General features: G+C 67.4%; 26 protein-coding genes. 13 read left to right on the plus strand and 13 right to left on the minus strand.

Features of this window, described 5'->3' with window-relative positions; translation table 11 throughout:
• Window positions 1-93 precede the first annotated feature (93 nt).
• The 4 genes from AAW51_RS22620 to AAW51_RS22635 all read left to right on the plus strand — a co-directional run bounded on the left by AAW51_RS22620 (window position 94) and on the right by AAW51_RS22635 (window position 3598).
• On the plus strand, window positions 94-651 hold the full coding sequence (locus AAW51_RS22620; RefSeq protein WP_047196417.1) for an HNH endonuclease: 558 nt from the start codon (window positions 94-96) through the stop codon (window positions 649-651).
• A 325-nt stretch (window positions 652-976) separates the two neighbouring features.
• Complete coding sequence (locus tag AAW51_RS22625) at window positions 977-1633, plus strand: peroxiredoxin (protein WP_047196418.1); 657 nt, start codon at window positions 977-979, stop codon at window positions 1631-1633.
• 88 nt (window positions 1634-1721) lie between these two features.
• Window positions 1722-2666 carry a CysB family HTH-type transcriptional regulator gene (locus AAW51_RS22630; RefSeq protein WP_047196419.1) on the plus strand — a complete coding sequence of 315 codons (945 nt, stop codon included), beginning with the start codon at window positions 1722-1724 and terminating at the stop codon, window positions 2664-2666.
• Window positions 2667-2761: 95 nt separating this feature from the next.
• Window positions 2762-3598 (plus strand): DUF72 domain-containing protein, encoded by an 837-nt coding sequence (locus AAW51_RS22635; protein ID WP_047196420.1) that lies wholly within the window; start codon window positions 2762-2764, stop codon window positions 3596-3598.
• Window positions 3599-3655: 57 nt separating this feature from the next.
• On the opposite strand, the gene AAW51_RS22640 is transcribed toward AAW51_RS22635, so the two are convergent.
• The 8 genes from AAW51_RS22640 to AAW51_RS22675 form a co-directional block, all read right to left on the minus strand.
• Window positions 3656-4186, minus strand: a complete 531-nt coding sequence (locus AAW51_RS22640; protein ID WP_047196421.1) for a GNAT family N-acetyltransferase — start codon at window positions 4184-4186, stop codon at window positions 3656-3658.
• The gene (locus tag AAW51_RS22645; protein WP_047196422.1) at window positions 4183-4776 is read right to left on the minus strand and encodes a helix-turn-helix domain-containing protein; all 594 of its coding nucleotides are present in this window, start codon (window positions 4774-4776) and stop codon (window positions 4183-4185) included. The genes AAW51_RS22640 and AAW51_RS22645 overlap by 4 nt, the downstream gene beginning before the upstream one ends.
• A gap of 196 nt (window positions 4777-4972) precedes the next feature.
• Entirely contained in the window at window positions 4973-6013 is a 1041-nt protein-coding gene (locus AAW51_RS22650; protein WP_047196423.1) for a sulfate/molybdate ABC transporter ATP-binding protein, read from the minus strand.
• Window positions 6010-6915: a sulfate ABC transporter permease subunit CysW gene (gene cysW / locus AAW51_RS22655; RefSeq protein WP_083438732.1), complete on the minus strand. Its 906-nt coding sequence runs from the start codon at window positions 6913-6915 to the stop codon at window positions 6010-6012. The genes AAW51_RS22650 and cysW overlap by 4 nt, the downstream gene beginning before the upstream one ends.
• 24 nt (window positions 6916-6939) lie before the next feature.
• Window positions 6940-7782, minus strand: a complete 843-nt coding sequence (gene cysT, locus AAW51_RS22660) for a sulfate ABC transporter permease subunit CysT (RefSeq protein ID WP_047196424.1) — start codon at window positions 7780-7782, stop codon at window positions 6940-6942.
• Window positions 7783-8041: 259 nt separating this feature from the next.
• On the minus strand, window positions 8042-9052 hold the full coding sequence (locus AAW51_RS22665; protein ID WP_047196425.1) for a sulfate ABC transporter substrate-binding protein: 1011 nt from the start codon (window positions 9050-9052) through the stop codon (window positions 8042-8044).
• Window positions 9053-9205: 153 nt separating this feature from the next.
• Entirely contained in the window at window positions 9206-9817 is a 612-nt protein-coding gene (locus AAW51_RS22670) for an RBBP9/YdeN family alpha/beta hydrolase (RefSeq protein WP_053013857.1), read from the minus strand.
• 30 nt (window positions 9818-9847) lie between these two features.
• Window positions 9848-10066 (minus strand): TOBE domain-containing protein, encoded by a 219-nt coding sequence (locus AAW51_RS22675; RefSeq protein WP_047196426.1) that lies wholly within the window; start codon window positions 10064-10066, stop codon window positions 9848-9850.
• A gap of 293 nt (window positions 10067-10359) precedes the next feature.
• Here AAW51_RS22675 and AAW51_RS22680 point away from each other — a divergent pair, with 293 nt between their 5' ends.
• Window positions 10360-11508, plus strand: a complete 1149-nt coding sequence (locus tag AAW51_RS22680; RefSeq protein WP_053013858.1) for a sigma-54 interaction domain-containing protein — start codon at window positions 10360-10362, stop codon at window positions 11506-11508.
• A 276-nt stretch (window positions 11509-11784) separates the two neighbouring features.
• Here AAW51_RS22680 and AAW51_RS30200 read toward each other — a convergent pair whose 3' ends face one another.
• The 4 genes from AAW51_RS30200 to AAW51_RS22700 form a co-directional block, all read right to left on the minus strand.
• Window positions 11785-12291 carry a hypothetical protein gene (locus tag AAW51_RS30200; protein ID WP_047196427.1) on the minus strand — a complete coding sequence of 169 codons (507 nt, stop codon included), beginning with the start codon at window positions 12289-12291 and terminating at the stop codon, window positions 11785-11787.
• Between the two features lie 140 nt (window positions 12292-12431).
• On the minus strand, window positions 12432-13154 hold the full coding sequence (locus AAW51_RS22690) for an XRE family transcriptional regulator (RefSeq protein WP_053013859.1): 723 nt from the start codon (window positions 13152-13154) through the stop codon (window positions 12432-12434).
• Between the two features lie 12 nt (window positions 13155-13166).
• A complete protein-coding gene (locus AAW51_RS22695) occupies window positions 13167-13397 on the minus strand; it encodes a hypothetical protein (protein ID WP_047196428.1) in 231 nt (76 codons plus the stop codon).
• A gap of 202 nt (window positions 13398-13599) precedes the next feature.
• Complete coding sequence (locus AAW51_RS22700; RefSeq protein WP_047196429.1) at window positions 13600-14727, minus strand: ABC transporter substrate-binding protein; 1128 nt, start codon at window positions 14725-14727, stop codon at window positions 13600-13602.
• Window positions 14728-15015: 288 nt separating this feature from the next.
• Here AAW51_RS22700 and AAW51_RS22705 point away from each other — a divergent pair, with 288 nt between their 5' ends.
• Together AAW51_RS22705 and AAW51_RS22710 are read left to right on the plus strand one after the other, a co-directional pair.
• Entirely contained in the window at window positions 15016-16026 is a 1011-nt protein-coding gene (locus AAW51_RS22705) for a TauD/TfdA dioxygenase family protein (protein ID WP_083438515.1), read from the plus strand.
• A gap of 229 nt (window positions 16027-16255) precedes the next feature.
• On the plus strand, window positions 16256-16879 hold the full coding sequence (locus tag AAW51_RS22710) for a histidine phosphatase family protein (protein WP_053013860.1): 624 nt from the start codon (window positions 16256-16258) through the stop codon (window positions 16877-16879).
• A gap of 96 nt (window positions 16880-16975) precedes the next feature.
• Here AAW51_RS22710 and AAW51_RS22715 read toward each other — a convergent pair whose 3' ends face one another.
• Complete coding sequence (locus AAW51_RS22715) at window positions 16976-18415, minus strand: right-handed parallel beta-helix repeat-containing protein (protein ID WP_053013861.1); 1440 nt, start codon at window positions 18413-18415, stop codon at window positions 16976-16978.
• Window positions 18416-19051: 636 nt separating this feature from the next.
• Between AAW51_RS22715 and AAW51_RS22720 the strand changes: the two genes are divergently transcribed.
• From AAW51_RS22720 to AAW51_RS22745, 6 genes are all read left to right on the plus strand, one after another.
• Window positions 19052-19846 (plus strand): GntR family transcriptional regulator, encoded by a 795-nt coding sequence (locus AAW51_RS22720; RefSeq protein ID WP_083438516.1) that lies wholly within the window; start codon window positions 19052-19054, stop codon window positions 19844-19846.
• Between the two features lie 51 nt (window positions 19847-19897).
• Window positions 19898-21646 (plus strand): fumarate reductase/succinate dehydrogenase flavoprotein subunit, encoded by a 1749-nt coding sequence (locus tag AAW51_RS22725; protein WP_047196430.1) that lies wholly within the window; start codon window positions 19898-19900, stop codon window positions 21644-21646.
• Window positions 21647-21686: 40 nt separating this feature from the next.
• Window positions 21687-21929 carry a 4Fe-4S dicluster domain-containing protein gene (locus AAW51_RS22730; protein ID WP_047196431.1) on the plus strand — a complete coding sequence of 81 codons (243 nt, stop codon included), beginning with the start codon at window positions 21687-21689 and terminating at the stop codon, window positions 21927-21929.
• Window positions 21930-22024: 95 nt separating this feature from the next.
• The gene (locus AAW51_RS22735) at window positions 22025-23401 is read left to right on the plus strand and encodes an ABC transporter substrate-binding protein (RefSeq protein WP_238947937.1); all 1377 of its coding nucleotides are present in this window, start codon (window positions 22025-22027) and stop codon (window positions 23399-23401) included.
• A gap of 16 nt (window positions 23402-23417) precedes the next feature.
• Entirely contained in the window at window positions 23418-24275 is an 858-nt protein-coding gene (locus tag AAW51_RS22740; RefSeq protein ID WP_047196433.1) for an ABC transporter permease, read from the plus strand.
• Window positions 24272-25135, plus strand: coding sequence for an ABC transporter ATP-binding protein (locus AAW51_RS22745; protein WP_047196434.1), 864 nt, complete (start codon window positions 24272-24274; stop codon window positions 25133-25135). The genes AAW51_RS22740 and AAW51_RS22745 overlap by 4 nt, the downstream gene beginning before the upstream one ends.
• Window positions 25136-25156: the final 21 nt, after the last annotated feature.

A 25156-nucleotide genomic window follows, 5' to 3' on the forward strand; every position in this document is an offset into this window, starting at 1 on the left:
AATACGCCTTTGTTGTTTGCTTGTGGCCGCGGGACGCCCCCTCTTGAGCCGGGAATACGAATTGCACTATGCTCGACGTAGTGAGGCTTAGCGATGGATGTGTTGCAGCTCGACGTATCCGGCCGCCCTCAAGCGTGGATCTCGCCCAAGGATGCGGCCATCCTGTACGCCAGCGACTGTGTCGCCTGGACGTTGGGGGATCCCTTTCTCGTGTTGCGAGGGGGCATCCAACGTGTGAGCGGCTTGCAGTCCCGTATCGAGCTGCACCCCATCGTCGCCGTGCGAGGCGCGATTCCAAGCCGCGCCTGGCGTCAGGTGCCGGCCTTGTCCAATGGCAAGCTGTTCGTCCGCGATCGCCACCTGTGCGCCTATTGCGGCCACCAGTTCCACCCCGAAGACCTCACGCGTGAGCACATCGTGCCGACCTCTCGCGGCGGCTATGACAGCTGGATGAACTGCATCACCGCCTGCCGCAGCTGCAACGGCCGCAAGGGCAGCCGCACGCCGGAAGAGGCCCACATGCCGCTGCTGTACCTGCCGTATGTGCCCAGCCTGCACGAAGACATGATCTTGCGCGGCCGCCGTATCGTGGCCGACCAGATGGAGTTTCTGCTGGCCAGCGTGCCGCGCAACAGCCGGTTGCACGGCTAGAGGGCTGGGGTGGAGCTGCCGCCCTGCGGAAACGTCTTGAACTCGCGCCGGGCTCCTGCTTAAACGCCCGGACACATTCGCCCTCCTCGGACCCTCCGCAACCGCCGTCGGCGCCTCGGCGTTCGCATCTCACCCGCCCCGCAGATGCGCCCCCAGCATTCCGCGCCGGAGGCGACCGGCCCGCGGATCGACCCCCTAGCCCTTCTGCCAGCTGCAAAGCGGGCCTTCTTATGCGAAAAACGCGTTATCAAAACACTTTTTATTCGTTAGACAAATAAAAAGTGGTTTTGATAATCGTTTTCCGCATGCCAACAAGGAGGCAACCATGGCCAGTTTGCGTTTGGGCGACCTCGCCCCCGATTTCGAACAAGAGTCGACTGAAGGTGTCATCCGCTTTCACGAGTGGCTCGGCAGCAGCTGGGGCGTGCTGTTCTCGCACCCCGCCGATTTCACGCCGGTGTGCACCACGGAGCTGGGCTTGACCGCCAAGCTGAAACAAGAGTTCGCGAAGCGCAACGTCAAGGCGATCGCGCTGTCGGTCGACCCGGTGGACTCGCATCAGAAGTGGATCGGCGACATCAACAGCACCCAGAACTGCAGCGTCAACTTCCCCATCCTCGCCGACGCCGACCGCAAGGTCGCGACCCTCTACGACATGATCCATCCGAACGCGAATGCCACCTTGACGGTGCGCTCGCTGTTCGTGATCGACCCGCAGAAGAAGATCCGCTTGGTCATCACCTACCCCGCCAGCACCGGCCGCAACTTCGACGAGGTCCTGCGTGTGATCGACTCGCTGCAGCTGACCGACCACCACAGCGTGGCGACGCCGGGCAACTGGAAGCAAGGCGATGACGTGGTGATCGTGCCGTCGCTGCAAGACCCGGAACTGATCAAGCAGAAGTTCCCCCAAGGCTACAAGGCGGTGACGCCGTATCTGCGGTTGACACCGCAGCCCCAGCCGCAGTCCCAGAACTCATAACGACGCGAGAGAAAGCTGCAGGTCGGCCAGGTGCCGCAGGGCCTCTTCGAGGCCTTTTCAAGCCCCCCGCCGGCCTGCAGGTGCCGCCATGAACTTCCAGCAACTGCGCTCCGTGCGCGAAACCGCCCGGCGCGGCTTCAACCTCACCGAGGTGGCCAATGTCCTGCACACCTCGCAGCCGGGTGTCAGCCGGCAGATCCGCGAGTTGGAAGACGAACTGGGCATCGAACTGTTCGTCCGCGCCGGCAAGCGCCTGACCGGCCTGACGCCGCCCGGCGCCGAGGTGCTGCCCATCATCGAGCGCATGTTGCTCGACGCCGAGAACCTGCGGCGCGCCGGCGACGACTACGCGCAGCAGTCGCGCGGCAAGATCTCGATCGCGACGACCCACTCGCAAGCGCGTTATGCATTGCCGCCGGCGGTCAGCGATTTCCGCAAGCACTTTCCCCATGTCACGCTGAACCTGCACCAGGCCTCGCCCAAGCAGGTGGCCGAGATGCTGCTGACCGGCGAAGCCGACATCGGCATCGCGACGGAAGCACTGGCACGCTACGACGACCTGATCGCACTGCCCTGCTATCGCTGGACCCACTGCGTGATCGTGCCGCCCGGGCACGAACTGCTGGACGGCGAACCGGTGACGCTGGAGCGCATCGCACGCTATCCCGTCATCACCTACGACGAGGGCTACACCGGGCGAGCGCACATCGACGAGGCGTTCTCCCGCGTCGAACAAAAGCCCGATATCGTGCTGACCGCGATGGATGCCGACGTCATCAAGACCTATGTCGAGCTGGGCATGGGCATCGGCATCGTGGCGTCGATCGCCTATGACGAAGAGCGCGACCGCGGGTTGCGGGCGATCGACGCACGGCATTTGTTCGCGGTCAACATGACCCGGCTCGCGATACGGCGCGGCACCTATTTGCGCGCATACGTCTATGCCTTCATCGAGTCGTTCGCCCCGCCCCTGACGCGGGCGGTGGTCGACCGGGCCTTGAATGCGGCGCCGGGCATGAGCTTCGAGATCTAGCGCCCCCGACCGGACGCGAGCCGTCCCGTCGACGCCCACGACCCTTGTCGCCTCGTCTACAGTGAGGCCCATCGCAACGGCTGGAGCAGACGGGCATGGCGAACACGGGCCGCATCCGCGTGGGCATCGGGGGTTGGAGCTACGAGCCTTGGCGCGAGACCTTCTACCCCGACACACTGCCTTCGCGCGAGGAACTGCACTACGCCAGCCGGCGTCTGACCGCAATCGAGATCAACAGCACCTTCTACCGGGCACCGGGCCCCGAGGTGTACGAGCGCTGGCGCAGCGAAACGCCGGACGGTTTCATGTTCTCGCTCAAGGCGCCGCGCTACATCACGCACCGCAAGGTGCTGGCAGAGGCGGGAGACTCGGTGGCGCGCTTCCTCGAGGGCGCCGGCCGCCTCGGCGACCGGTTGGGACCGGTGGTGTGGCAGTTGCCGCCCAGCAAGCGCTTCGACACCCAGGACCTGAGCGCCTTCCTGGCCCTGCTGCCGGAACAGGTCGCGGGGCTGCGCTTGCGTCACGTGGTGGAGGCCCGCCACGACAGCTTCCGGGTCCCCGAGTTTTTGTCGCTGGTGCGCTCACGCGGTGTCGCCGTCGTCTACACCGACTCGCCCGACTACCCCAACTTCGCGGACCTCAGTGGGGACTTCGTCTACGCACGGCTGATGTGCTCGCAGCCCGACCTGCCCACCGGCTACCCCGACGAGGACCTCGACCTGTGGCTGGACCGCGCCCGTCTGTGGGCGCAGGGACAGGTGGCGGCGGACCTGCCGCGCATCGACACAACACAAGACACGGGGGCCGCACCGCGCGACGTCTTCATCTACTTCATCAACGGCGCCAAAGAGAATGCGCCGGGCGCTGCAGGCGCCTTGCTGCACCGCCTCGGGGTGCTCGATGCACAAGGTCAGGTGGCGGCGCTGCCGTAAGAGTCCATCGCCACGCCGCCCCGCCCTGCCGGCACCGAGCGCGGCCAGCGGCGCCCCTCAAAGATGCTTGTAGTAGAAGGTCGTCGAGCAGAACCCGCCGCGCGGCATCAAGGCGTAGTTCGGCACGTCGCCGACCCGCTGCCAGCCGGCGCGCTCATACACCCGCTGCGCGTCCGCGCCGGTCACGGTATCGAGCACCAGCACGGTCTTGCCCAGCCTGCGCGCGGCATCGTCCAGCGCAGCCATCAGCCGCGCCGCAATACCGCGCCGGCGCGCCTTGCGGTGGACCAACATCTTGGCCACGTCGCCGCGGTGAGGCTGGTTGTCGGGCAGCGACACGATCAGCTGCACCGTGCCGACGATCTGCCCTTCCGGGTCTTCGGCGACCAGCACCACCCGCTCCTGGCGCACCACGGCCTCCGCCACGCCACGCCAAAACGACATCGCCCGTTCACGTGGCAACGGCCACATGAAGCCGACCGACGCGTCGCCGTCGACACAGTCGATCAGCAGATCGGCCAAGGCCTCCACACACGCCGCGGCCTCGTTGGGGCCCAAGCGCCGTACCGTCACGTCCTCGACCTTCATGCAGTCCTCCTGGTGGGCATCGTCAAAGGCAGGGTGACCAGCGCGACGAAGTAGCGCGCCGGCCTGCGAGTGGGGTTGTGGTAGGTGATGGGCCGGTCCAGGCGCATCGCAAGGCAGTCGCCGGTCTCGAGGCGCCATGAGGTGTCGCCGACGGTCACGTCCATCACGCCGTCGATCAGCCACACCTGCTGCTGGGTGTCGACGTCGCGGAGGGTGGTCTCATAGGCCACCCGCTGCCCCGCGGGAAACACGACTTCGACCAGTTGCAGCGGCGAGGGCGCCGGCGGAGACAGGTTGCGTCGCACATAGCCCGAGGCCGGGTCGGTCCACAGCGGCTGGTCGGCCGCGCGGGCGATCGGCGACGGTGGCGAGGCCGGCGCGGGGACGTCTTCGAAGAACGACGCCAGCGTCACGCCCAACCCGGCCGACAGCTTGTCGAGCACGGTCGCGGTGGGGCTGCTCTGGCCCCGCTCGATCAGCGAAATGTTGGATCGGCTGACGCCGCTGCGCTGGGCCAGCGCGTCGAGGGAATAGCCGCGGGCCTCGCGCAGTTCGCGCACCCGCCGAGCGATGCGGTCGTTGATGTCCATGCGTCCATCATACTGGACAATCGTTTCCAGTAAAGTGACAGCATCGCCGCCGGTCCGGCCGCGCGACAGCCTGCCCGGTCTCGCAAGCGAGATGGGCAGGGTCACAAGGGATCGATGGAGAGGGGTCGCGACACGCAGCCGCAACGTCGGTGGGCGGGTCGTGCAATACCGCCGCCGCGGCAAGGCCCGCAGGGCGTCAGGCCGCCGCGTGCTCGAACCGGGTCACGCGGCGCGGCCGCAGGTGCACCGAGGCGCCCTCGTGCAGGCCCAGCTGCTCGCGCAGCCGGTGGTACTCGGCGCGCGGCAGTTCGACTTCCACATAGCTGCCATCGTCGACCCGCTTGAACTCGAGCCGGGTGTTCGGCCCGACGGTGAGGGCCTGGGCCAGCGTCACCGCCAGGGTCGTGGTGTCGGCCACGGTGACGATTTCCAGTTCATGCGGCCGCACGTAGCTCACGCCCGCATCGCCCGCAGCAGCAGCGCCCGGGGCATGGCCCAAGCGACCGTGGAAGAGATTGACGTCGCCGAGAAACTGCAGCACGAAGGGTGTGGCCGGATGGTCGTAGACCTCGTCGGGTGTGCCTTCCTGTTCGATGCGGCCGCGGTTCATCACGACCACGCGGTCGGCCACCTCCATCGCCTCGTCCTGGTCGTGCGTGACGAACACGCTGGTGACATGCATGTCGTCATGCAGCCGCCGCAGCCAGCGCCGCAGTTCCTTGCGCACCTTGGCATCGAGCGCACCGAAGGGTTCGTCGAGCAGCAACACCTTGGGCTCCACGGCCAGCGCGCGGGCCAGCGCGATACGCTGGCGCTGGCCGCCCGACAACTGGTGCGGGTAGCGGTCGGCGATCCAGTCGAGTTGCACCAGCTTCAGCAGCTCGCTCACCTTGGCGCGGATCTCGCGCTCGGGCGGGCGGGTCGCCTTGGGGCGCACGCGCAGGCCGAAGGCGACGTTTTCGAAGATGGTCATGTGCCCGAACAACGCATAGTGCTGGAACACGAAGCCGACCTGCCGATCCCGCACATCGGCAAACGTCGCGTCCTCGCCATGGAACAGCACCGACCCGCTGTCGGGCCGTTCCAGCCCAGCGATGATGCGCAACAGCGAGGTCTTGCCCGAACCCGAGGGGCCGAGCAGCGCGACCAACTCACCAGACGGAATGTCGAGATCGAGGTTGTCGCACACCACCGTCTCGCCGAAGCGCTTGTTGACGCCACGCACCTGAATACTCATGCGAATTCTCCTGCCATCTGCTTCTCGCGCCTGACGCGCTGCTCGACGGCGAACTTCAAGACCAGCGTCACCAACGCCAGGCCAGCCAACAAGGACGCCACGGCGAACGCGGCGGCGAACTGGTATTCGTTGTAGAGGATCTCGATGTGCAGCGGCATCGTGTTGGTCTGGCCGCGGATGTGGCCGGACACCACCGACACTGCGCCGAACTCGCCCATCGCCCGCGCATTGCACAAGATCACGCCATACAGCAGCGCCCACTTGACGTTGGGCAGCGTCACGCGCCAGAAGATCTGCCAGCCCGACGCCCCCAGCACCCGTGCCGCCTCTTCCTGCTCCTGCCCCTGCGCCTGCATCAACGGGATCAGCTCGCGCGCGATGAACGGAAAGGTCACGAACATCGTGGCCAGCACGATGCCCGGCACCGCGAAGATGATCTTGATGTCGTGGTCGCGCAGCCATTCGCCGAACCAGCCCTGCAGGCCGAACAGCAGCACGTAGATCAAGCCGGCGATCACCGGGCTGACCGAGAACGGCAGGTCGATCAGGGTCAGCAGCACGTTCTTGCCGCGGAAATCGAACTTGGCGATACACCAGGCGGCTGCGATGCCGAACACCAGGTTGAGCGGCAAGGAGATGGCCGCCGCCGTCAGCGTCAGCTGGATGGCCGACCAGGCGTCGGGCTCGACGATGGCCGCGAGGTAGACGTCGAGGCCCTTCTTCAGCGCCTCGTAGAACACCGACACCAACGGCACGAACAGGAACAAGGTGAGGAACAACAGCGCGACCGAGATCAGCAGCACCCGCACCCAGGGCGCTTCTTCGGTGGCCGCGCGCACCCGGGGCGGCGGCACGGCTGCGGTGACCCGCGGGGCGGGGAGCGGCAGGCTGGCGGACGTCATGGCAGGCATCTCGAACAAAAAAGCTCAACGGCCCTGGCGCTTGCGCGTCCAGGCTTGCAACATGTTGATGAACAGCAGCATCGCGAACGAGGTGACCAGCATCACCACCGCGATCGCCGTGGCCCCGGCATAGTCGTATTGCTCCAGCTTGGTGATGATCAACAGCGGGGTGATCTCCGACACCATCGGCATGTTGCCGGCGATGAAGATGACCGACCCGTACTCGCCCAGCGCACGGGCGAACGCCAACGCGAAGCCGGTCAGCAGGGCCGGCGTCAGGATCGGGAAGATCACGCGCGAGAAGGTTTGCCAGCGCGACGCGCCGAGCGTGGCCGAAGCCTCTTCGAGTTCACGCTGCAGGTCCTCCAGCACCGGCTGGACGGTGCGCACCACGAAGGGCAGCCCGATGAAGGTGAGCGCCACGAACACGCCCAGCGGCGTGAACGACACCTTGACGCCCAGCGGCTCCAGCCAGCGGCCGATCCAGCCGTTGGGGGCGTAGATCGCGGTCAGCGCGATGCCCGCCACCGCGGTGGGCAGCGCAAACGGCAGGTCGACCAGCGCGTCGACGATACGCCGGCCGGGAAACCGGTAGCGCACCAGCACCCAGGCCACCAGCAACCCGAACACCGCATTCAGCACGGCGGCCGCGAGCGAGCTGCCGAAGGTCAGCCGGTACGAGGCGAGCACCCGGGGGGACGTGACCGCTTCCCAGAACTGGGGCCAGGTGAGGGTGAACGTGCGCAGGAAAGCGGCCGACAGCGGAATCAGGACGATCAGGCTGATGTAAAGCAGCGTGAACCCCAACGCGAGGTCAAACCCGGGCAACACGCTGTGCCGGCGCAGCAGAGTACGAGACAGGATCATGAGGACAGCCCTCGGGCGCCGAACAACTGCACGCCGTGGCGCGCTGGCAGGGGGGCCTCGCCGCGGCCGCAAGGCCCGCGACGACCGGCAGCAAGACAGGCGGCGACAGCAAACATAAAGGACCCGCGACGTGGCAGATGCGGCATCCTAGGGAGGGCATCTTCTGCAGGGAACGAATCGATCCGCCCATCCTTACTCGTTTTTCGAGTAAGGCCACCCGTCGCCGGGGTCGACGCGCGGGCGGTGGGCGCCGGTTCGCTTACTTACGCGTGAACACCTGGTCGAACACCCCGCCATCGGCAAAGTGCGTTTTCTGCGCCTTGCCCCAGCCGCCGAACACCTGGTCGACGGTGAACAGCGAGACCTTGGGGAACTGCGCCGCGTACTTCGCGGCGGCCTGGGCGTCGACCGGCCGGTAGTAGTTCTGGCCGGCGATGTCCTGGCCTTCCGGCGAATACAGGTACTCGACGTAGGCCTGCGCCGCCGCCCGGGTGCCCTTCTTGTCGACCACCTTGTCGACGACGGCGACGGGCGGCTCGGCCAGGATGCTCACCGACGGGGCGACGATGTCGAACTTCTCGGGCCCCAGTTCCTTCTTGGCCAGCAAGGCCTCGTTCTCCCAGGCCAGCAACACGTCGCCGATGCCGCGCTCCACGAAGGTGGTGGTGGCGCCGCGGGCGCCCGAGTCGAGCACCGGCACATTGGCCAGCAGCTTGCCCACGAACTCGCGCGCCTTGGCGTCCGAGCCGTATTTCTTCTGGGCGTAACCCCACGCGGCCAGGTAGTTCCAGCGGGCGCCGCCCGAGGTCTTCGGATTGGGCGTGATCACCTGCACGCCCGGCTTCACCAGGTCGTCCCAGTCCTTGATGCCCTTGGGATTGCCCTTGCGCACCAGGAACACGATGGTCGAGGTGTAGGGCGAGCTGTTGTGCTGCAACCGCTTCTGCCAGTCACCCGGCAGCAGCTTGGCGCGCTCGCCGATCTCGTCGATGTCGTAGGCCAGCGCCAGTGTCACGACATCGGCGTCCAGGCCGTCGATCACCGAGCGCGCCTGCTTGCCCGAGCCCCCGTGCGAGGTCTTCACGGTGACGTTGTCGCCCGTCTTGCCCTTCCAGTACTTGGCAAACGCCGGGTTGTATTGCTGGTACAGCTCGCGCGTCGGGTCGTAGGACACGTTCAGCAAGGTGATGTCCTTCGCCAACGTCGCGGTGGCGCTCGCACCGAGGGCCAGCGCGGCCAGGCTCAGACGGATGAATCGGGAGGTGGTCATTCGGGCTTCCTTGTAGATCTCGTTTCAATCGCCTTGAGCGACGTCCGGGATGCTAAAAACACCTAGGTATGCAAGGAAGGAATCGATCTGCTCTTTGTTATACGAAAAACGAGTAAGTCGTGCAGGAGACTCAGGCGAGGGTCCACCGTCGGCCTAAACGGCAAACGAAAACTCGAGCGGGTGAGCCCGCTGAGGCCGGCGGGAACGCTCCACCTGGTGCACCAGCAACTGCGCCAGCGTCTTGGCCTGCGGCAGCGGCCCGAACCCCGAATCGACGTTGACGTGCCCCACGTCTCCCAGGTTGATGAAGTGGCAGCCCCAACGCCGCGCCCAGTCGCGTGCCGAGTCGAGGCGCATCCACGGGTCGGTCTCGCTGCCCACCAGACAGGTGGGCAGGGCCAGAGGGTGCTGCGGCAGCCGCGCCGCAAGGCCGAACTTCTCCGGCTCGGCCGGTGCCACCAGCAAGGCCGCCTGCACGCCGCTGCGCGCGTGCGGGCCGGTCGCCTGCCGCCGCTGCAGGTGATGCACCAGTGCCAAGCAGCCGAAGCTGTGCGCCACCGCCACCCAGGCGGATGCCGGCTCGGCGGCCAGCGTGTCCTCGATGCGGTCGGTCCAGCGGTCGAGATCGGGCACCGCCCAATCGTCCTGCTGCACGCGCACGCTGCGTTTGAACTGCTGTTGCAGCCAGCTCTGCCAGTGCTCGGGCGGGCTGTCGTGCAGCCCGGGAATCACCAGCAGCCGTACCGGATCGCCTCGATATGCCATCGCCGGCCCTCTTGCGGTGATGCGCCCCGCTCAGAGCGTGGCGATGGAGACCTCGGTGGACTTGACCAGCGCGATCACTTCCTTGCCCACCGTCAGGCCCAGCTCCTTCACGGAGCGGGTGGTGATGACGGACGTGACGATCAGGCCACTCGGGGTTTCGACGTCGATCTCCGACACCACCGGCCCTTCGATCACTTCCTTGACCTTGCCACGGAACTGGTTGCGCACGTTGATCGCGGTGATGCTCATGAAATCTTCTCCTGTGTAGCGGACGGGGGGGCTGGACGCCGCGGAGCCAGTCAGCCCGCAGCGCAAGAGCCGCAACGGTAGCCAAGCGCCGACGCTTTCCGAACGAACGAATTCGGCACAACACATGCAGAAAGCGCATGAGAAACACCGCAAGGCGCCGGCCGATACCACCGCTCACGCTGACGACTCTGGGCGCATATACAAAGCCGAAAACAAACGTTGGCGCCCCCGGGTCGGGACCTTAAGGTGGCCCCTCCTCCAACAGAGCCGCCTCCTTTGGGCCCCTGCCTGCCGTGGACAAGTTGCTGACCTTCCCCGATGCCGCCTCGATGGCCTTGTCGATCCGCGCCAAGGCCTTGCTGTTCCACGACGCCCGATCGGTCGAACTGCTCGAACACGTCGAACGTGTGGCACGCAGCGAAGCCACGGTGCTGGTGATCGGCGAAACGGGCACTGGCAAGGAATTGATCGCGCGCCACATCCACACCCAGAGCGGGCGCAAAGGCCCCTTTGTCGCGGTCAACTGCGGCGCCTTCAGCGAAACCTTGATCGACGCCGAGCTGTTCGGCCACGAGTCGGGCGCCTTCACCGGCGCGTCGCAAGCGCGGGCGGGCTGGTTCGAAGCGGCCAACGGCGGCACGCTGTTCCTCGACGAGATCGGCGACCTGCCGCTCGCCTTGCAGGTGAAGCTGTTGCGCGTGCTGCAGGAGCGCCAGGTGGTGCGGCTCGGCTCACGCCGTGCCACCGCGCTCGACGTTCGCCTGATCGCCGCCACCAATATCGAGCTGCGCCAGGCCGTCGAAGCACAGCGTTTCCGTGCCGACCTCTACTACCGGCTCAGCGTCGCGTCGGTGAACCTGCCGCCGCTGCGCAACCGCCCCGGCGACATCCTGCCGCTGGCCCGCCATTTCATCGGGCTCTACAGCGGCAAGCTGCACCTCGACAACGTGATGCTGGCCCCCGATGCCGAGGCCGCGCTGCTGGCTTATGCCTGGCCAGGCAACATCCGTGAACTCGAAAACGTCGTGCACTACGCGCTGATCGTGTGCCGGCACGGCGTGATACGCGCCAGCGACTTCCGCTTCGCCCCTACCCTCGCCACACCGGACGCCGCCCCGCGCGGCAGCGGACCTGCCTACGCCGCGCCGCCGCCTCTGACCCATGCACACACCGAGGGCACACCCCTCGACTCGCTGCTGTCGGCCTTCGAAACCTTGATCGCGGGGGGGCAGGAAGACCTGTTCCACACCGTCGAGTCGGCACTGGTGCGGCACGCCTTCCACCACTGTGACGACAACCAGGTGCAAACAGCGCGCTTGCTCGGCGTGACCCGCAACACCTTGCGGACCCTGCTGAAACGGTATGGCCTGCTCGGCGAGCCGGCCGAGTTGCAGCCGGGGAGCGCCGTCGAGGAGTCGGCGGACCACGCCTTCACGCATTGAGGACGGGCGGCGAAAGCACCCCTCCCTGCTGTCACCGTCTTGCCTCACCACGGCGGCGGCCCGCACGGGTCGCGCCTTTCTCGTCCGCAGCAGCTGCGGCGCCGACCTTCGTGGCGGCGTGCCCGCCCCCACCCCGCTTCACCCTCCCCGAGATCCCCCGTATCCGGTGCACCGGACGGCTTGTGCTGCGCCGCAGACATCGCCTTGCACTGCCCTCTGCTACAGGCGCAAAACTCATAAGCTCATGCTGAAATCGCGCTTGACGAGGGAGACGAATCAATCGCAGTTGCGTTGCCCTTCGACAGTCCCCAACCCGAGTTCCCAGGAGCCCCTTATGAAAGCGTCGATGCAAATGCCGATGAACGAGATGAACCCGATGGCCAGCATGCCGATGATGATGCCGATGGGCATGATGAGCCCGATGATGAGCCACATGAGCTGCGAGATGACCGAGGAGGGTTTGAGCTGCACGATGACGCCGGTCGAAGGCATGTCGATGGAGATGATGCGCGACTGCTGCGAGATGATGAACTCGATGGCCGAGCGTGGCATGCCTTGCACGATGAGCTGCAACGGCATGCCGATGATGATGGTGTGCGGCATGCCGGTGATGCCGGAGATGCGCATGGAGATGACGGACGACGGCATGCGTTGCACGATGATGGCCAGCGACGGCATGCCGATGGAGATGATGTCGATGTGCTGCGACATGATGACCCGCATGATGTCGTGCGGCATGTCGATGACGATGATGTGCGGCAGCATGCCCTTGATGGTCTGCACGCACTGAATCTCGTGCCTCCGACCGCGTGGCCGGCGCCGTCGGCCACGTCGCAACGCCGGGCTTGCCGCCCGGCGTTTTTCATGGCGCGGCGGGTGTGATGTAGCCCGACCGCCTGCTCGACGTCGGACCTGCCGGCCGGTCAGTCGCGCGACAGCGCGGCCAGCGGATGACGTGTTTGCGTCACCCAGAACGCCAGCACTTCGTCCGCCTGAAGGTTGCTGCAGCGCACGCCGCCCGGCCCTTCAAATTGGACCGCTTCGCGCGGGCCCAGCAGGTGCACCGCCTCACCGACGGTAACCTCGAGTTCACCTTGCACCACCACCACGTTCAGGACCTGGGTCGCCTCCGCGTCGCCCAGCTCCACGCTCGCACCCGTGGCAAGGCGCAGCTCGTGGAACTCGGCGTGCAGGGGCCGGTGGTGTGCGAACAAGGCCCGACGGTGGCCCGTGCCCCGCGCCAGCGGCCCCAAAGCCTCCGGGTCGACCGGGAGCACCAGGGCCTCCGGCTGGCGACGCGGCTGCAGGAACGACGTCAGCGACACGTCGAGCGACGCGGCGATCAACCACAGCGTGCGCACGCTGGGCACGCTGCGGCCTTGCTCCAACTGGCCCAGCATCGCCCGTGAGACGCCACTGGCACGCGCGAGACGCTCGAGCGACCAGCGCCGCTGACGCCGCAGCCGTTTGAGATGGTCGCCGACCAGCTGTGCCAGGCCGGCATCGGCGAGGTCGCGCGGGCCCAACCCCGGCGCTGTTTCGGAAGACGACGGCGACAGGCCGTCCGCGGACGTCACGCCTTGTTGTGCGGCCGCCGACACATCGGCCGGCCCGCTGCCGCCGCCCGGGTACGCTGGTTTGCGCATGTCTGGTGCGGGTCAACCGCGGCTCGCGCGGCGCAATCGTCCCCCGGCCCCGGCCGCCGCCGGGGCGAAGACCCATGGGCTGCAGGGCCACCCGCCGGGGCCCGCAGCCTGCGCCAGCAGCGCGGCAGCTCGGGCGGCCTGCTCGTAACGCCGGCGCAGCTGTTCGATTTCGTGACGACGACGCGCGGTGAGGAGGCGCCGGCGGGCGGCGACGAAGTCGATGATGTGGGCACTGTGGGTCATGGCAGCAGTGTGGTTGCGAGGAGAAGAAGCGCAGGCCAGGGACGGAAGACAAGATAGCGCGATGGCCCGCCGCACCGAACGACGCATTCCAGATATGGATAGCTGCCCGGCATGTGTGCGACTCCCGCAACCGTCTGGGCCCAACGCCGGCCGCGGCCTCTGCCTTTTCTCGCGCGGTACCGCCGTCGCTGCGCCTGCACGCTCAGGCGCCTGCAACTCGGCCGTCGGCCTGGTAAACCGGCCAGTAGGTCTCCAGCCGCAGTTCCTTCAACGCCGCGCTGAGCGGACGGCTGTCGATCCAGCTGTCGACGTCGAATTTCGAGCGGATCAGCTTGAAACGTGCCGCCTGTTCGACCGCGTCCTTGTACCGGGCCACCAGGAACGGATCGAAGTTCGGGTTCAGTCTCACTCGCAGGGGCTCGCCAGCGTAGTCTTCCTTCCAGTGCTCGTAGGGGGTGCCGGCACGGGCCCACAGCCGCAGAACTTCTTCTCGGTGGGCCTCGTCGGACGCCCATCGTGCCGTCTTCACGGCCGCCTTGACCACTCGCGCCGTCGCCTCCGGGTAGCGCTGCGCGAAGGTGTCGGTCACCAGCACCGCGCTTTGCCGTGTGTACACCGGCGACTGGCCCTTCGTGGTGTAGAGGATGCGGATACCGCCCTTGTCGCGCAGGCGCAGCAGGTCCTGCCCGCCGATGGCGGCGTCGACATCGTTGGTGCTCACCGCCGCGAGCGCGGACGCCGTGTCGAGGTTGACGAGGCGCAGGTCTTTTTCGCGCAAGCCGTGAGCCTCCAACAATCGCAGTGCCGGCAGATGGATGTTGGTGCCCTTGAACAGCGACACCCGCTGTCCCCGCAGATCGGCCAGCGTGCGCAGCGGCGAGCCCGACGGGACGGCCACGTAGAGGTTGGCCCGCACGCCGGTCGCCAGCACCAGCCGCGTCTTCAGCCCGCCGGCACGCCCGATGATGGACGGCAGGTCGCCCTGGAAGGCGAAATCGACCTGCTGGTTGGTGAGCGCCTCGTTGACGGCGGGGCCGGCGCCCTTGAACGAGTACCACTCGACCTTGATGCCGTCAGCCGCGAACTCCTGTTCGATCCACCCTTTGGCATGGGCGATCGCCATCGAGCTGGCGGAAAACGACGGCGGGGTGCCGGTGAAGGCTTGCGCCACCGCGATGCGGATCGCGGCAGGCTGCTGTGCCGGTGCGCTGTGCGCCCGGCGTGCCGACCCCGCGGCCGCGAGCAAGGTGACGGCGCCGACGGTCTTGAGCAGGTGACGTCGGCCGTCGTCGAACTCATGGGGAGGTAGAGGTTGTTCTGTCGTGTCCATGCGCATTGCCGTAGAGCGCGGCGTCCCGTCGAACCCCTTGGTTCGGCCTGCCGCGAGGGACCTCTTTGCAAGGCCTGTGCCGCTGACGGCCCCGTGCCACTGCAACGCGGCATAGGCCCCGCTGTTTCGAACCCAGCCCGGCTTGCTGCAGACCCAGCACCTCGGCACGCCCTGGCGGGTCCCCTGCGGAAAAGCCAGCAGCCACGACCGCCGCGAGCCCTTCTGGCGCTGGCATGTCCTTCGCATCACGGCGGTCCCCACCCACTTCACCGCCCCACGGCTCCCGCCATGACCTACGACGCTGCAAGCTCCACCGCCGCCGCTCCCTCCCGCGAGACCCACACACCGCCCACCGCGCCGCACCTCGAGATCGTCCCCGTGGCCGGCCGCATCGGCGCCGAGATCCGCGGCATCCGCCTGGGAGCCGACCTCGACCCGACGACCCAGCACGCGATCCGGCAGGCGCTGTGGCGCCACAAGGTGCTGTTCTTCCGCCGCCAGCACCACCTCGACGACGCCCACCAGGAAGCCCTGACGGATGTGTTCGGCGGGGCGCCCGTGCCCCACCCCACCGTGCCGGTCAAGCCCGGCAGCCGGTACATCCTCGAACTCGATTCGCAGCACGGCGGGCGCGCCGACTCCTGGCACACCGACGTCACCTTCGAAGCGGCCTACCCCAAGGTGTCGATCCTGCGCGCCGTCACCGTCCCTGCCGCCGGCGGCGACACGACGTGGGCCAACACCGTGGCCGCCTACGAAGACCTCCCGGCGCCGCTACGCCAGCTCGCCGACACCCTGTGGGCAGTGCACAGCAACGACTACGCCGCGCGGCGCCCACACGCCAGCGAGGCCGACCGCGAGCGGCACCGCACGGTGTTCGCGTCGACGGTGTATGAGACCGAGCATCCGGTCGTGCAGGTGCACCCCGACAGCGGCGAGCGCGCGCTGATCCTCGGCCATTTCGTCAAGCAGTTCGTCGGCTTCAACCGCTTCGACAGCCAGCGCTTGTTCGAGATCTTTCAGGCCCACATCACCCGGCCCGAGAACACCGTGCGCTGGCGCTGGGCCGAAGGCGACGTGGCGGTCTGGGACAACCGTGCGACCCAGCATTACGCGATCAACGACTACGGCGATCAACACCGGGTGGTGCGCCGCGTGACCGTCGACGGCGGCGTCGCCGTAGGCCTGGACGGCCGGCACAGCGTCACCCGCAGCAAGGTGACGCGCAGCAGCGACGTTGCCCTGGAGGGCGCTTCATCACGGCGAGCCGAGTCGACGACGGCCTCGCCCGTGGCGTGAGTCAGGCCGCCGGCTTGGCGCACGGCCCGGCGCTGTCTGCGATACCGAATCGCAGGAGCGGAGCGCTCAGGCGAATCGCCACGCAACACGCGCCGGCGGCGAGAATAGGCGCCATCGACGGCTGACAGGGACAGGCCTCTGCGCCGCGCCACGCCGCCCGTCCGGCGGCTGGCCCGGCCGCCTGTCTGCCTCGCATTGTTGTTTGTGTTCCACGCGCCCTCCTGCCTGCATGAAGCTCTACATCGCCCGCCACGGACAAACCGACCTCAACGCCCAGATGCGCTACCAGGGCAGCAGTGATTGGCCCCTCAACGACGAGGGGTTGCGGCAGGCACAGTTGCTGGCCGAGCGGTTGCCGGGCGATATCGATCACATCATTGCCTCACCCCTGCTGCGGGCCCAGCAGACGGCGCAGGCGGTGGCCGGCACACGGGGCCTGCCGGTCGTGACCATGCCGCAGTTCCGGGAACGCGATTACGGCTGCTTCGAAGCTTTGAACCGCGAAGACATCCTGGCCCGCTACGCCGAGCTGTGGCACGCCAAGATTGCGCAGCAATGGGATGCGGCGCCGCCCGGCGGCGAGACGGTGCGCGAGGTGGTGCAGCGGGTGGAGGCCGGGCTGGTCGAACTGCAGGCGCGGCTGCCGGGTGCGACGGTGCTGTTGGTCGCGCACGGCTTCGTGGCCCGCGCGGTTCATTTCTTGTTGACCCGGCTGCACGAGGCCGAGTTCTACCTCGAGCCGATGCTGGGCAACGCGGACTTCCTGCACTACCCGGAATTCGGGCATTGGCGGGGGCGACCAACGGGCAGCAGCAGCAGCAGCCCCGGCGAAGCCGTCGCCGAGGGCCTCTGACGTCGGCGGCCGGTCGCTGACCGGCCCCCGGCCCCCTTCTTGATGATCATCAGGGCGATGACGGCCGCCACGTCCTGTGCGGCCGCCCTGACGTCACTACTGCCGCTCGACCGCGCCGAGATCCAACCCGCTGCCCACCACCAGCCGCTTGGCCAGTTCGGTGGGGTTCTGCATCTCGTAGGCGACCACATAGGCCTGCGCCGCCGCCGGGCCGGCCTGTGCGTTGTCGAGCACCGGGCTGCCGGCCAGCGGCCGCATCGTGGCCAGGTCGACCGGCGGGGTGGTACCGGTGATCAGATTGGCGGCGCCATTGAGCTTGCCGCCCACCGTGTGCCACGGGCCGGCGTCGCTCCAGCGCGCGTCGATCCAGTTGCGGCCCAGGTTCAGGATGCCGCCCGAGGCGATGCCGGGGGCGTTGTCCTGCTTCTCGCGCATGCGCGGGTACTTGATCGCCGGATCGAACATGAACACGTTGTTCCAGACCTCGGCCTTCTCTTCGGTGGTCGACAGCTGGAACAGCACCGCATAGTCGTCGCCGGTCACGTGCACGGTGTTGTTGAAGAAGTACAGCGTGCCCTTGCGGTAGCTGGCTTCGTTGCCGGCATGGTCGCCGCCGTAGTGGATCGTCGTGCCGGTGCGGCCGTCCTTGACGATCTGGTTGCCATAGACCCAGCTGCTGCGGTAGGCCGGGTCGAGCTTGGCGGTCTCGGCGTAGTCTTCGGTCTCGACCAGGTCGATCGAGTGGGCACCGCCTTCGATGCGGTTATAGCGGATCACCGGTCCGACCGAGCGGTCCTTCAGCGCGTTGCCGAGCGCGCCGGGACGCATCGGACCATAGCGGTTGAACTCATAGACGACGTTGGCGCTCTGCACGTAGGTGGTGTGGATCAGGTAGCTGCCCGCCACGCCGTTGCCGTGCATGTAGTTGCCGGAGATGCGCAGGTTGCGCGTGACGCTGAACTCGCCCTTGCCCTGGTTCTGCCATTCGTCGCTCGAGCGGCTGAAGATGGCCTGGGTGCAGTCGGTGATCTCGTTGTCGGCGATCACGATGTTGTGGCCGCGCTCGACCCACACACAGGCGCCGAACTCGACATAGGGACGGCGCACGCCGGTCGAGTCGGTGAAGCTGTATTGCGGATGCGCGCCGCGGATCGACAGGCCGTCGATCTGGATGTACTTGGGGTAGGCCTCCCACAGCTGCGGCTGCAGGCGGTGGATGGTCACCACCGAATTCTGCTCGTACAAGGGATGGGCGTACTTCAAGCCAGGCCGTGTCGTGGCGTCCTTGCCGTCGACGACCGGGCGTTCGCCGTTGGGGCCTCGCACGCCGCAAACCCGCACTGGGGCGTCGGCGCGGCCTTCGGCGTTGAGCATGATCTTGCCGCGATAAGGGGTCGAACGATGAAAGATGCGGACGGTGTCGCCGGCGGCCAGACGCTCCCAGGGCACCTGGTCGAGCGAGGCGATCTGTCCGGCCCCGGGGCCGACCTGGTAGTCACGCCCCTTGCCGGAGGGTTCGCAGGGGGCGAGTGCCAACACTTCAGCCGGTGCAGCGTGTTGCCCCGGGTTGTCACTGGTGTCGCCACCGCTCCCACCACTATCAGTGCCGCCGCCGCTGCCGCCTCCACAGGCGACCAAGAGGGCGGTGGCGATGGGGACGAGGACCCATGACGTGAGGCGAGTTGACGGCCGTAGGCACGAGAAATGCGCCTTGGAAATGTTCTTCATATTCGTTTCTTCGGCCTTCCCGCGTACGCATTGGCGTAGGGCCGCCTTTCCCTGCGCGGGACTGTAACACGTGCTTTCAGGGGTGCGGGCTGGCAAGGATGTCAGTGTGGGGGGGGAGGAGGGGGTGGGTGCGGTGATCGCACGGGGGGCGGGTTGGGGCGGCGTTGTGGTCGCCCCTGCGGGGCGAATAGAGCAGCGCCAACCGAAACAGCAGCAGCAGCAAGAAGCCGCGCCCGAGCCGCCCCACCTCAACACCCCTGCTGCAATCCCAACACCCACCCACCACCTGCTGACTTTCCAACACAACAGTTGGATTCCCAACAACCAACACCGCCACCACCCCCTCCCCTCCCCTCCCCCAAAACCCAACCCCCCTGCCACTTCCAACCCCACCCCCCACCACCACCCCCTCCTGGCCCAACCCTTGCAGTCATGGAACCTGCCATGACAAGTTATCAAGCCCACGTCCACCCCCCAGGCCCCGGCGGCGGCGCCGACACGCTCCCCGCCCCCCTGGGAGGACGCCGGCCGGTCACCCTCTACAGCCGCATCCGCGAAGACCTGCGCGCCCGCATCCTCTCCGGCGCCTGGCAGGCCCACGACCGCATCCCCTCCGAAAGCGCGCTGATGGCCCAATACGGCGTCAGCCGCATCACCGTCCGGCAAGCCCTCGGTGACCTCGAGAAAGAGCGGCTGATCTTCAAGGTCCCCGGCAAGGGCTCCTTCGTCGCCCAGACCAAACCGTTCCAGGAGCTGGGCCGGCTGCAAGGCTTCGCCGAAGCAATGGGCGCCCTCGGGCACGAGATCTACAACCGCGTGCTGAGCGTCACGACACAGGCCGCCCCCGCACAGGTCGCCGACCGCCTGCACCTCGCACCGGGCGCGCCGGTCACCGAGATTCGCCGGGTGCGCCACCTCGACCGACAACCGGTGTCGCTCGACCTCACCTGGGTGCCCGTGCACATCGGCCAACGCCTCGCCGACGCCGATCTCGCCACGCGCGACATCTTCGTGATCCTCGAGAACGACCAAGCGATCCCGCTCGGCCACGCCGACCTCGTGATCGACGCCGAGACCGCCGACCCCGCGCTCGCCAACTGGCTCGGCATCGCCCCCGGCGACCCGGTGCTGCACATCGAACGCCTCACCCACACCCGCGACGGCGTGCCGATCGACTACGAACACCTCTATTGCCGCGCCGACAACTTCCAGTACCGCCTGCGCCTGCAGCGGCGCTGATGCATGGCCGGTCTGCCCCCTACGAACGTAGCCCACCAAGAGAACAGCGAGATGAACACCCTCGAGCAAGAAGTCGACGTCCTGGTCATCGGCGGCGGCACTGCCGGCCCGATGGCCGCCGTGAAAGCCAAGCAGGCCAACCCCGCACTGCGCGTGCTGCTGCTGGAAAAAGCCAACGTGAAGCGCAGCGGCGCGATCTCGATGGGCATGGACGGCTTGAACAACGCCATCATTCCCGGCCACGCGACGCCCGAGCAGTACGTGCGCGAGATCACCATCGCCAACGACGGCATCGTCAACCAGAAGACGGTGATGGCCTACGCGGCCAACAGCTACGCGATGATCGAAGAACTCGACCGCTGGGGCGTCAAGTTCGAGAAAGACGAAACCGGCGACTATGCCGTCAAGAAGGTGCACCACATGGGCAGCTACGTGCTGCCAATGCCCGAAGGGCACGACATCAAGAAGGTGCTCTACCGCCAGCTCAAGCGCACCCGCGTCGAGATCACCAACCGGCTGGTCGCCACCCGGTTGCTGACCGCCGACGGCCCGCAAGGCCGGCGCATCGCCGGCGCGATGGCCTTCGACTGCCGCACCGCCGACTTCCATGTGATTCGCGCCAAGTCCGTCGTGCTCGCGACCGGCGCCGCCGGCCGGCTCGGGCTGCCCGCCTCGGGTTACCTGTTCGGCACCTACGAGAACCCCACCAATGCAGGCGACGGCTACAGCATGGCCTACCACGCCGGCGCCGAACTCTCGGGCATCGAGTGTTTCCAGATCAACCCGCTGATCAAGGACTACAACGGCCCGGCCTGCGCCTACGTGACCGGCCCCTTCGGCGGCTACACCACCAACGCCGACGGCGAGCGCTTTATCGAGTGCGACTACTGGAGCGGCCAGATGATGTGGGAGTTCTACCAGGAACTGCAGGGCGGCAAAGGCCCGGTGTTCCTGAAGCTCGACCACCTGGCCGAAGAGACGATCTCGACCATCGAGACCATCCTGCACACCAACGAGCGACCGAGCCGCGGGCGTTTCCACGCCGGGCGCGGCACCGACTACCGCGAACGGATGGTCGAGATGCACATCTCCGAGATCGGCTTGTGCAGCGGCCATTCGGCCTCGGGCGTGTGGGTCGATGAACACGCCCGCACCACGGTGGCTGGCCTGCATGCCGCTGGCGACCTCGCCTGCGTGCCGCACAACTACATGCTGGGCGCCTTCGTCTACGGCCGCCTGGCCGGCGAAAGCTCGGCCCGCTGGTGCGCCGAACAAGAGCATGCGCCGGTCGACGCCGAGCAGGTCGAGCGCGAGCGCCAGCGCGTCTGGGCACCGCTGCAGCGCGAGCGCGGCCTGCCGCCCAACCAGGTCGAATACAAGCTGCGGCGCATGGTCAACGACTACCTGCAGCCACCCAAGGTGACCCGCAAGATGGAGATCGGCCTGGATCGCTTCGAAGGCATCCGCCACGACCTCGACCAGATCAAGGCGCGCGAACCGCACGAGCTGATGCGGGCGATGGAAGTGCACTTCATCCGTGACTGCGCGGAGATGGCGGCACGCGCCTCGTTGTTCCGCACCGAAAGCCGCTGGGGCCTCTACCACGCTCGCGTCGACTACCCGCAGCGCAACGACGCCGACTGGTTCGTGCACGCCCAGCTGCAGCGCAACGAGCGCGGCGAAATGGTGTGCTTCAAGCGGCCGATCGATCCCTACATCGTGCCGATCGCCGACACCGAGAAGCAGGCCTACCAGCGGCTGCGCATCGCCGCCGAACCGACCGCCCTCGCGGCCGCCTGAACCCCGCGGCGCACGCCCCGAAGACAGAGGAAATCAATCCATGCAATACGCCCCCACCGCCCTCAACCCCAGCAGCGTTCCGGTCAGCGTCGACCCCGAAAAGTGCATCGCGCACAAGGGCTGCACCGTGTGCGTCGACGTCTGCCCGCTCGACGTGCTGGCGATCGACCTCAGCAAAGGCACCGCCTACATGAAGTTCGACGAGTGCTGGTACTGCATGCCCTGCGAGAAGGACTGCCCGACCGGCGCCGTCCATGTCGACATCCCTTACCTGCTGCGCTGAAGCCACAAGAGCGACCCACGAGAGAGGACTGACCCATGTTCCGCATCCCCCTGACCCCCCTGCTGCCCCTGGCCGGCCTGGTGCTCGCCTTTTCGATGGCCGGCACCGCCCGCGCCGAAACCGTGATCCGCGTGGCCATCGGCACGCAGGACACGACCATCAACTGCGCTACCGGCGGCCTGCTGGTCCGCGAGTTGAAGCTGCTCGAGAAATACCTGCCGCGCGACGGCAAGTACCAGGACGTACGCTACGACATCCAGTGGAAGAACTTCACCTCGGGCGCGCCGCTGACCAACGAGATGGTGGCCGACAAGCTCGACTTCGGTGCGATGGCCGACTTCCCCGGCTCGCTCAACGGCGCCGCCCACCTGAAGGCCGGCAAGAAGAGCATCTTCTTGTCGGTGCTGTCCGGCAGCACCATCGGCAGCGGCAACGGCATCGTCGTGCCCAAGGATTCGCCGGTGCAATCGGTGGCCGAACTCAAGGGCAAGCAGATCTCGGTGCCGTTCGCGTCGACCGCCCACGGCATGTTGCTGCGCGCGCTGAAGGCGCAAGGTTTCGACCTCGAACGTGACGTCACCATCCTGACGCAGGCGCCCGAGGTCGCCGGCTCGGCGCTGCAGGCCAACAAGATCGACGCGCACGCCGACTTCGTGCCGTTCGCCGATCTGTTCCCCTACCGCGGCTTCGCTCGCAAGATCCTCGACGGCGCCCAGACCAACGCACCGACGTTGCACGGCACGCTGGTCAACGCCGACTACGCGAAGAAGTACCCGGAAGTCGTCACCGCCTACCTGCGCGCCGCGATCGAAGCCGACCGGCTCTACGCGGCCGAACCGGAGAAGTACAGCGAGCTGATCGAGAAGGTCACCGGCATCGAGGCCGAGGTCAACTACCTCTTCCATGGCCCGCTCGGCCTGCAGACCCGCGACTTCACTTGGAAGCCCGAATACCGCCAGGCCATCGCGACCTCGATCGACACGCTGCGCCTGCTCAAGCGCCACGACTCCGACCTGCGCGCCGACACCTTCATCGACGACCAGTACATCCGCGCGGCCTTCAAGCAGGCCGGCCTCGACTATGAAGCCCGCCTGAAGGACTACGATCGGTTGCCGCTCAAGGCACAGGACGCGTTGACCGGCAAGCCGATCACCGACGTCGCCCGCGTGGCCCAGGTGTGGGTCGAGGGCGAGCCCAAGGTGCGCCACTACGTGGGCCCCGAGAACGCGTTGGCCGACGTCAAGAAGCTCGAAGCGGCGGGCAAGAAGATCCGCATCGTCTATGCGCAAGACCGCAAGCTCGGCATCAAGCTGTTGGCGAACCAGGCCTGGTTCTCCGCCGACGCCCGCGGTCAGCTCAACGCCTTCCTGCTGAAAGATGCCGCCGTCGCTTGGGCCCAGGCCAACCAGGGCAAGGTACTCGACTACGCCCAGGCACGCGCCGGGTCTGCCGCCCAAGTCGCGGCCAAGTGATGCAAGGGGCGATGCGATGAGCGCTGTGGCACCTGTTGTTGCACCCTTGCCCACCGTGGCAGCGGGGCGGGAGGCCCGGCCTCGCCGCGCCGCGGCCACCGCCGGCCGCTGGGCGGCGCGCGGGCTCTCGCTCGCCGCCTGTTTGCTGCTCTGGCACTGGGCGTCGACGACCCACCTCAACCTGGGCGTGATCACCTTCGCCAACCTGCCGCCACCCGTCGAGGTGGCGCAGGCCGGCTGGGACCTGCTGCAATCGCCCAAGCTGCTGCACCACCTGGGCTACAGCCTGTGGCGCATCGCGGCCGGTTTTGCCGCGGCCGCCCTGCTGGGCATCGGCCTGGGGCTGCTGATCGGCCGCTTCCGCTGGGCGCAGTCCACGCTGCTGCCGCCGTTGGAGGTGTTGCGGCCGATCCCGGCGGTCGCATGGATCCCGCTAGCGATCCTGATGTTCCCGTCGTCGGAGGTGTCGATGATCTTCATCACCTTCACCGGCGCCCTGTTCCCCATCCTGCTCAACACCGTGCACGGCGTCGAAGCCGTCGACCCGCGGCTGATCGCGTCGGCGCGCAGCCTCGGCACGCGCGGCTGGCAGGTGTTCTCGCAAGTGGTGCTGCCGGCCGCCGCGCCCAGCATCGCCACCGGCCTGGCCATCGGCATGGGCACCTGCTGGTTCTGCCTAGTCTCGGCCGAGATGATCTCGGGCCAGTTCGGCATCGGCTACTACACCTGGGAGTCCTACACCTTGCAGAACTACGCCGGCATCATCGTCGGCATGCTGTGGATCGGCCTGTTCGGCATGGGCAGCAGCGCGCTGATCCGCCTCGTCGCCCAAGCCTTGATGCCGTGGTATGCAGCCAACCGGAGGTCGGCATGAGCGCACCGCACACCCCACCGCAGGGCCGCATCGACATCGAGGGCCTGCACATCGAGCTGGGCCACGGCCAGGATCGTTTCGAAGCGCTGCACGACGTCGGCTTCTCGGTCGCCCCAGGCGAGTTCGTCTGCCTGCTCGGCCCTTCGGGCTGCGGCAAGTCGACGCTGCTCGGCGCGTTGGCCGGCCACCTGTCGCCCACCCGGGGCTCACTGCGCCTGGACGGCCAGACGCTCAACGGCCCGGCGCCGGAGCGCGGCTTGGTGTTCCAGCAGCACACGCTGTTCCCCTGGCTGCGGGTGATCGACAACGTGGCCTACGGCTTGAAAATGCAAGGGGTGCCGCACGACGAACGCCGCACTCGTGCGCATCAACTGCTCGACAGCGTGGGGCTGGCCGGCTTCGAGCGGCACTATCCGTCGCAACTGTCGGGCGGCATGCAGCAGCGTGTCGAGATCGCCCGCGTGCTGATCAACCGCCCGCGGGTGCTGCTGATGGACGAGCCCTTCGGCGCGCTCGACGCGTTGACGCGCGTCAAGATGCAGCAGCTGTTGCTCGATCTGTGGGCCCGCGTGCCCACCACGGTGATCTTCATCACGCACGACATCGACGAGGCCCTGTTCCTCGCCGACCGGCTGCTGGTGATGAGCGCCCGCCCCGGCCGCATCCTAGAAGACATCACGCTGCCGTTCGCCCGGCCACGCGACGCCGAACTGCTGACGCAGCCCGAGTTCGTTGCACTGAAGCGGCGCTGCCTGGCCCTGCTGCACCACGGCGCCGGCAGCGTCCAGAGCCTGCCGCGCTTGTCGCCGCTCGGCGCCGTGCCGCCAGCGCCGGCAGCCGCGGCCCGTTTTGCCGTTTGACCCCTCGGGCTGTTCGAACCA

This window comes from Caldimonas brevitalea, from assembly GCF_001017435.1.
Classification (GTDB): domain Bacteria; phylum Pseudomonadota; class Gammaproteobacteria; order Burkholderiales; family Burkholderiaceae_C; genus Caldimonas; species Caldimonas brevitalea.